Origin of the sequence: Mesotoga sp. HF07.pep.5.2.highcov (assembly GCF_003666285.1) — a bacterium.
GTDB lineage: Bacteria > Thermotogota > Thermotogae > Petrotogales > Kosmotogaceae > Mesotoga > Mesotoga prima.
Map to the genome: position 1 here is coordinate 1 of NZ_JFHJ01000601.1, position 1,200 is coordinate 1,200.

Annotated in this window: 2 protein-coding genes; both read left to right on the forward strand. The window is 50.7% G+C overall.

Translation table 11 applies throughout. From position 1 onward, the window contains the following. Positions 1-423, forward strand: a 423-nt coding sequence (locus BG32_RS12645; RefSeq protein WP_121526941.1) for a pyridoxal-phosphate dependent enzyme, incomplete at its 5' end; no start/stop codon positions are given. After that, positions 420-1,200, forward strand: a 781-nt coding sequence (locus BG32_RS12650) for a homoserine kinase (protein ID WP_121526942.1), incomplete at its 3' end; no start/stop codon positions are given. The genes BG32_RS12645 and BG32_RS12650, both read left to right, overlap by 4 nt.

Here is a 1,200-nt window from a genome sequence, read left to right on the forward strand (position 1 = left end):
CCCAGAATGATGGGCTTTCAGGCAGAGGGAGCGGCCCCTATCGTATATGATAGAGTTTTTGAGCATCCCGAGACCATCGCGACCGCTATTAGAATCGGCAATCCCGCAAGCTGGAAAAAGGCAGTTGCCGCAAGAGACGAGTCGGGAGGCGTTATCGAGGCACTGACAGACGAAGAGATCCTTCATGCTCAGAAACTCCTGGCCAGCGCGGAGGGCGTCTTCTGCGAACCAGCCTCTGCGGCTTCCTTCGGCGGATTTCTCAGGAAGGCGCGAGAGGGCCTTTTTGAAGAAAGTGATATTGCCGTCTGCACCCTTACTGGAAACGGACTTAAGGATCCAGATGCGGTCTTGAAGTCTGTGGACAGGCCTGTTGTAGTCGAGAATGATCTCGAGGTAGTCCTGAAAGAGGCGGACCTGAAGTGAGACTGAAGGCACCTGCCACGACGGCGAATATGGGGAGCGGATTCGACGTCGTCGGAATGGCGTTGAAGCTTCATAATACAGTTCAGTTCGAAAAGTCAGATAGATTCAAGGTACATTCTATCGGTAGGTATGGTCTCGAGATAGGGGATGCCGTCGAAACCTTCGGAAATGCGATAGAGAGATTTGAGAAGCTCACCGGAAAAAGAGTTCCGGCCATTCAGATTATTCAGGAGTGCGAGATACCGCCAGCCCGTGGGCTTGGCTCTAGCGCCGCTGCGATTGCCTCCGCATTGTTCATTTCGAACATAATGACCGGAGGAAGGATTCCCACTGATGCGCTTCTCGAAATCGGAACGGAGATCGAAGGCCATCCCGATAACATCGTCCCATGTATGGTTGGAGGCCTCACCGTATCCTATTACGACGGCTCGAGGTTAGATTACGAGAAGTTCGAAATGCCCGATCACAGATTGACCTTTCTGGTGCCAGAATTCAAGCTTTCTACAGAGGCAATGAGAAAGGCGCTTCCCGATTCGATTCCCTTTAAAGATGCTTTGGGAAACATAAAGAATGTCTCTCAGTTCATTTCCAAAGCCTCCAGAGGCGATTTCGCTGGAGCATTGAAATACACAAAAGACTTTATTCACCATACGTACAGGATAAACAGCGATCCAAGAATGAGGGAACTTGTCGATAGGATAGAAGAAAGGAATCCGAGTTACTGGTTTGTCAGCGGTTCGGGATCGTCTATCTGTTGCGATCTCGAAGATACCGGAG